The organism is Paenarthrobacter sp. CM16 (assembly GCF_013179505.1).
In the GTDB taxonomy this organism is placed as follows: Bacteria; Actinomycetota; Actinomycetes; order Actinomycetales; family Micrococcaceae; genus Arthrobacter.
Window position 1 is genome coordinate 1 of record NZ_JABMCX010000275.1, and the last position, 6,320, is coordinate 6,320.

The window sequence follows — 6,320 nt, forward strand, 5'->3', positions numbered from 1 at the left end:
ACGGTTGCACGGTTGATGCTCAGTCCCTGGTCCTTGGCATTGACCACCGTGGTGATCACCAAGGCAATGGCGCCGATGGGTTGCACCACCGTCAGCGGAGCAGAGACCAGGGCGATGGCATTCATCACCATGCCGAGCGCAAGGAACAACAGCCCAAGCATCCAGCGGGGATTGCGCAGGAGCCGGAGGAAACCGTTGGAGCTCAGCGCCAGGCCACCGGTATCGGCCTTGACTGCGCTGCCCTGCCGTTGGGCGCCGATCGCCAGGAAGAAGGCACCAAGTACCGCCAGAAAAACCGCCAGCCAGACCATCAGCCGCGTCCGCCGTCGTCGTTTTTCAGTTCTTTACCCTTACGCAATATGGCCCAGAAATAGTTGTAGGCCGCAATCCAGTGTCCCAGAAGCCCGAGCCCCAGGAATGTCCAGGCCGCTACGAAGTAGACCTCAGTGAACGGAATGGGCAATTTGGAGAGGACCAGCAGAGGAGTGCCGAGCAGCAACAGTGCCGTACGGATTTTCCCAATGATGCTCACCGGGAGGTCCGGGTGGCTTCGGAAGTAGATCAGTGAAGCGATGGCCAGGATGGCGTCGGGCACCAACAGCGCGGCCAGATACCACCACTGCACGACGCCGGCGATCGCCAACGTGAACGCTACGGCCAGGAGCGCGGCGCGGTCAGCCATGGGATCAAGGATGCGTCCCAGCTTGGAGGTCTGGTCGAAGCGCCGGGCAATGTAGCCATCCACCCAGTCGGTGCTTCCCATGATGACGAGCACCAGCACCGCGAATCCGTACTCCTGCTCGGACAAAACGAGCCACACGAACAACGGGACCCCCATGAAGCGGAGGACCGTGAGGATGTTGGGGACAGTGAAGATGAGGTCATGGTCAACCTGCGGCCGATCAGGATGTGAACCAGCACCGATCAATCTCACCTATGTCCCCCTTCCTCAATGTCAGTGTGTGGCGCCCGGAAAATCTGCCTACTTTTTCAGCAGCTTCCGCAGGGCAACCACAAAGACCACCGCAGCAGTGGCAAACGCGGCGAGATCCTTCCATCTGGCGGCAAGCCGCTCAGTAAGGCCTTCGGGGACGGAATCTTCGAGGGCGGCAAACTTTGCCGCAGCGAACTCCTTGCCCTCAGTGAATTTTCCGTTGGCACTCTCCAGCAACGCCTGGCCCTGTTTCTTGACGTCCAACTGCTCGCCGAGCTCATCGCGGACGCCGGTCAGGTGCTCACGACGCCTCTTCAGGCGGGAGCGAAGCTCAGCTTCAGTGGGCGCCTTGACAGCGTCGGCTTCCTTGGCAGCTTCCTTCTCAGCCTTCTCGGCCTTGGCCTTCCGGGCAGCTGCTTCCTTTTCAGCCTTGGCGGCCTTGGCTGCGGGCGAATTGGGATCCAGGATGGATTCGTCGAAGTCAGAACCTTCCTTGGCAATTCCAAGATCGTGCTTGATGCCCCGAATGGTGTCCTCGGGTACCAAGGGCATGGCCTTCTTGAATTTGGCGATTCCAATCAGGGAGGCAATGGCCACGATGATCAGGAAGAACGCGGCAACAATCAGCGCCGCGAGCCAGCCCGGCATGATGGTTGCCAGGCCCAAAATGGCGGCAACCACAAGGGCGATCACCAAAAGCGAAAGGAAGACAAGGGCCACGCCAAAGAAGGCACCGGCAATGCCCACCTGGGTGGCCTTGCGCTTGAGTTCGACCTTGGCCAAGGCGATTTCGTCGTTGATTTGCCGCGGCGCCAACCGTGCAACGAGCTTGAGGGTCTTCGGCAAAGTACGAATGGCTGGTCCTTGACTGGTCCGGCCGGTGTGACGTCCACTCATGGGTTCCGCCTAACTGCTTTCCTCTGGGCATCGTATGGGGCGACCGCGGAGGGAAATCTTTCACCGCGGACACCTGTCCTCAAAGCTATCATTCAGGTTCCTGCTGAACTTTCGGGACCACACTGCGGCGCGCCCGTCATACGCTGAATAAATATGATCCGGGCCATAGGATAGATGATCGTGACCTCTCCCATTGCTCCGGGCGATTCCCTGAGCCGACGCGAAAAACTTGTCTATATTCTCTTGCTGGGTGCGCTGACTGCGCTGGGTCCCTTTACGATCGACCTCTATCTCCCGGCATTCCCGGCGCTGGAGGAAAGCTTCGACGTCTCTGCTGCAGCTATCCAGCTCACTTTGACAGGGACCACCGTAGGCTTCGGGCTCGGCCAGTTGGTGGTGGGTCCGTTCAGCGACAAGGTGGGGCGTCGCCTTCCTCTGATCCTCGCCACCGCCGTCCACATCGGCTCGTCCTTCGGTGCCGCGCTGGCAACAGACATCGGGATGCTTTCCCTGTTCCGCGTCCTTATGGGAATCGGCGCGGCCGGTGGTGGCGTGGTGGCCATGGCAATGGTCCGGGACCTCTTCCACGGCTATTCCATGGTCCGCATGTTTTCGCGGATGTCATTGGTCAACGGTTTGGCCCCGATCCTTGCCCCTGTGATCGGATCCCAGCTGCTCCTGGCCTTTCCGTGGCCCGGTATTTTCTACTTCCTGGCCGCCTACGGCTTGTTGGTGATCATTGCTTCCATCTTCTTCATCAAGGAGACGCTGCCCGCTGATCAACGTGGAAAGTCCACCATCACGGTAGGACAGCGCTACAAATCGGTGCTGACGGACCGGATCTTCGTGGGCATGGTGATGGTGGGAAGCCTGAATTTCGGTGGCTTGTTCGCCTATCTGTCCGCCTCGACCTTCCTGTTCCAGGACATTTACGGCTTCTCACCGCAGGAATACGGAATCCTGTTCGGTATCAACTCGCTAGGAATCGTCGCAGGCGTCCAGATCAGTTCGCGCCTGATCCGGCGGGTGGCACCACAGTGGATCGTTGCCGGAGCAACGCTGTTCATGCTCTTCACTGCCCTCCTGATCGTGGTGCTTGACCTCCTGCACGTCGGGCTATTGGGCATCCTCATTCCGCTGTGGTTCTATATCTGCGCCACCGGGTTCATGTTCCCCTGCGTCCAGGTCCTCTCACTGGCCAACCACGGTGCCCAGGCCGGCACCGCAGCGTCCCTCCTGGGGGCGTCCCAGTTCATGATGGCCGGAATCGTTCCGCCTGTGGTGGGCTGGTTGGGTGTTGGTTCCGCAGTTCCCATGGGCTCGGTCATGGCTGTCTGCATAGCAGGGGCGATCCTTGCCCTCTGGTTGGTGGTCCGGCCGCGTACCGTGCCCTCCATCCATTAGGCACGCACCCGTAGGCTGAGACCATGACCAAGAAACCGCACCGTAACGGCCGGGGACTCTTCCTCGGCGCCCTGCTGGGTGCCATGGCCGGCGCCCTCATAGGCCGCGCGGCAGGAAGTGCCCTGTTTGGTGCGATTCTGGGTGCCGTCGTCGGCGCAGCGGTGCTGTACAGGGTCAATCCCGGCCCCTGGAAACGGGACTAAGCGCACCGCTCCAACCCGACCCGCCGCCGTCGGGACCTCCCTGCCTCTCCCTTTACGGCGCCCCGCAAGGCAGAATGGGGGCCAGCCGGGGTTACCGGTGCCGGACCGGTGAAGGGGACATCACATGAGCACGGCTATGGCATTAAGGGGCGGTGTCCGCGGCTTGGCGACAGTGCGCCGGCTGCCCCTGACCTTGGGCCTGGCGGCATTGCTGTGGATTTTAGGTGCCTTGACCGGGAGCCTGCTTAACGGTCCCACTGAAGACCTGCTGGACCAGGTGGGCTTGGGACTGGCCGTGGATCCGGGACCGTGGTGGTCCATTGTCACCTCTGCGTTCTTCGCCTCTTCCTTGCTGGACTACCTGGCATGCACCGCCGCGATCCTGGTAGGCGTGGGAATTGCCGAGCGCATCATGGGGCCTTGGCCCGCCTTGGCTGCCTTCCTTGCAGGCTCTGCCATGAGCGCCTTGGTCCTTGAGGCACTGGTGACGTTCGGAACCGACGCCAGCGATCAATGGCTCAGTTTCCTCGGTGGCGAATACGTCGTAGGCGCCTATGGCGGTGCTGCTGCAGCACTGGGATGCACGACGGCGGCACTTGAGGCGCTCTGGCGTCGTCGCCTGAGGACGTGGTTACTGGCCGCCACGTTGATGTTCGCCCTTTTTGTGGGCGTTGCCCAGACCCTGCAGGCATTGGCCGGAGCGGTGATCGGAATCCTGGCGGGTTGGGGTATCCAGTCAATGGTGCTGCGCCGCCGGGCGGGTTCGCTCCACTCCTCAAGCCTCCGTGAAACGCGGTTCCTGGTGGGTACCGTGGTGGGTGTCTTCGCGGTGGGGCCTTTGCTCACGCAACTCACCGGCACATGGGAAATAGGTCCCCTGTCCGTGGTCTCGGAAGTCATGCTGCAAGCCAGTCCCGACGCCGATGAAGTCAAAGAAGCCTGCAATAACGACACCAACTGCGTCACCTTGCAGGGCATCGTGGGCGTGCAGAGCTTCGGGGCAGCAATCCTGACCCTGGTACCGGTCCTTTTGCTGCTGGTCTGCGCAGAGGGACTGCGTCGCGGCCGCCGGCTGGCGTACCGACTGACACTGGTGATCCAGGCCTACCTTGCAGCAGTGACAGTCCTGTCAATCATCCAATACGTCACCGACCCCGACGTGAGCCTGGGAGATGACGATTTCGGTTATCTCCTGCTCTACGCCGTTCCGGCATTCCTCGCCCCTGTGATCATCGTGGCGTTGCTGTTGGCCAACCGCCACAAGTTCCAGGTTGAGTCCAGCGACGCCGGCTACCGCCTCCTGGGCAGGACCTCACTGATCCTCGCTGTGGCCGCAATCGTCCTTTACGTCGTGTTTTGGTTCGTGGAAGGAAATCCGGGCCGCTCCACGCTGTGGGACCTCGCCGGCCAACTGACACATATCCTGGTTCCTTTCCCTGTTCCCTTTGTGGTGGCCCTCCCGCAAGGCCTGCTCAGCACCGTGGTGTATGGGCTCGGCGGGGACATCATCTGGCTGTGCATCCTGGTGCTGGTCCTGAACAACTTCCGGCGGTTCAGGCAGCTTGCCAGCGATCCGGCAGCAGACCTGGGCCACACCCGCGAACTGCTCCATGACGGCGGCGGCACGCTGTCCTGGATCGCCTTATGGGACAACAATCAGTACTGGTTCACCGCGGACAGGAAAGCCGGGGTTGCCTACCAAGTCCACAACGGTGTGGCGCTAACCGTCGCTGGCCCGTTCGGCGCCGAGGAACACCACCCGGATGCAGCCACGGGATTCCTGCAGCACTGCACCGGCTTGGGGCTTACTCCATGTTTCTATTCAGCCACCGCAGCCTTGGACGGTCCGCTCCTCCCCCGGGGATTCCGCAAGCTGGAAGTCGCGGAAGAGACCCTTCTCAACGTCCAGGCCATGACCTTCAAGGGCAAGGAATGGCAAAACGTACGCACCGCACTGAACCGCGCAGAGAAGCTGTCCATCAAGGACCATTGGTACCCATATCAAGGGATGCCACCGGGCATCAGGGCGCAACTTGCTGAGATCTCCGAGGAATGGGTGGCGGACAAGGCCCTCCCTGAGATGGGCTTTACCTTGGGGGGTTTGGAAGAACTCAAGGATCCTGAAGTCCTGTGCTGCGTGGCAGTGGATGACGAGGGCCTGGTCCACGGAGTGACCAGTTGGTTGCCGGTGTTCCGCAACGGAGTCATCGCCGGCTGGACACTGGACTTCATGCGGCGCCGTACCACTGGCTTCAAAGGCGTCATGGAGTTCCTGATCGCCTCCGCCGTGACCCATTTCAAAGAAGAAGTCCCCCAAATTTCCTTGTCCGGTTCGCCGCTCGCCAACGCCGGGGCCGATGCCGCCGAGGGTGACCGTTCTGCCCTGGACAGGGTCCTGGCACTGCTCGGCAATGCCCTGGAGCCCATGTATGGATTCAAGTCCCTGGCCGCCTTCAAGTCGCGCTTCCAGCCGGAACACCGGACCTTATACATGTACTACCAGGACCCCTTGGCCCTGCCTTCCATCGGCATCGCGGTAGGTTCGGCCTATCTTCCGGGCCTCTCCCCCGCGCAAAGTACAGGCCTCCTGCGCCAGATGGTAGCCAGGGAGCCCGCAGCATGAGGGCCAAGAGCTGCTAGCCATGGACGATCTTCTGAAGCTTGAAATCAGCGGACCGGTGGTCATGACCATTGCCGGGGCGATCGGCGTCGTGTTCTTCCTGGTGCTGTTCCTCAGGCCCTCGGCCCGTTGGGCGCTGACCGCGATCATTGCCATTGTGTCCGCTGCATTGCTGGGATGGTTGACGGTGTGGATCATTGAGGACGTCTTGGACGTCTTCCACGTGGGCTTGACTCCACGGGTATGGTTCTGGGCCATCTCC

The 6,320-nt window shown here is 61.4% G+C and carries 6 protein-coding genes and 1 pseudogene; 4 read left to right on the plus strand and 3 right to left on the minus strand.

What is annotated here, in order from left to right; genetic code table 11:
* From HP499_RS19300 to HP499_RS19310, 3 genes are all read right to left on the minus strand, one after another.
* The coding region (locus HP499_RS19300; protein WP_305849749.1) for a DMT family transporter at window positions 1–311 on the minus strand (311 nt) is incomplete at its 3' end.
* Window positions 311–934, minus strand: coding sequence for a CDP-alcohol phosphatidyltransferase family protein (locus HP499_RS19305; protein WP_172325776.1), 624 nt, complete (start codon window positions 932–934; stop codon window positions 311–313). The genes HP499_RS19305 and HP499_RS19300, both read right to left, overlap by 1 nt.
* 48 nt (window positions 935–982) lie before the next feature.
* Window positions 983–1,831: a phage holin family protein gene (locus HP499_RS19310; RefSeq protein ID WP_172325777.1), complete on the minus strand. Its 849-nt coding sequence runs from the start codon at window positions 1,829–1,831 to the stop codon at window positions 983–985.
* Window positions 1,832–2,005: 174 nt separating this feature from the next.
* On the opposite strand from HP499_RS19310, the gene HP499_RS19315 reads away from it, so the two are divergent.
* From HP499_RS19315 to HP499_RS19330, 4 genes and pseudogenes are all read left to right on the plus strand, one after another.
* Entirely contained in the window at window positions 2,006–3,235 is a 1,230-nt protein-coding gene (locus tag HP499_RS19315; protein WP_172325778.1) for a multidrug effflux MFS transporter, read from the plus strand.
* A 23-nt stretch (window positions 3,236–3,258) separates the two neighbouring features.
* Complete coding sequence (locus HP499_RS19320; RefSeq protein WP_172325779.1) at window positions 3,259–3,438, plus strand: glycine zipper domain-containing protein; 180 nt, start codon at window positions 3,259–3,261, stop codon at window positions 3,436–3,438.
* A gap of 124 nt (window positions 3,439–3,562) precedes the next feature.
* Window positions 3,563–6,061, plus strand: a complete 2,499-nt coding sequence (locus HP499_RS19325; protein ID WP_172325780.1) for a bifunctional lysylphosphatidylglycerol flippase/synthetase MprF — start codon at window positions 3,563–3,565, stop codon at window positions 6,059–6,061.
* 19 nt (window positions 6,062–6,080) lie between these two features.
* Window positions 6,081–6,320, plus strand: a pseudogene (locus tag HP499_RS19330) (esterase); the annotation flags it as partial.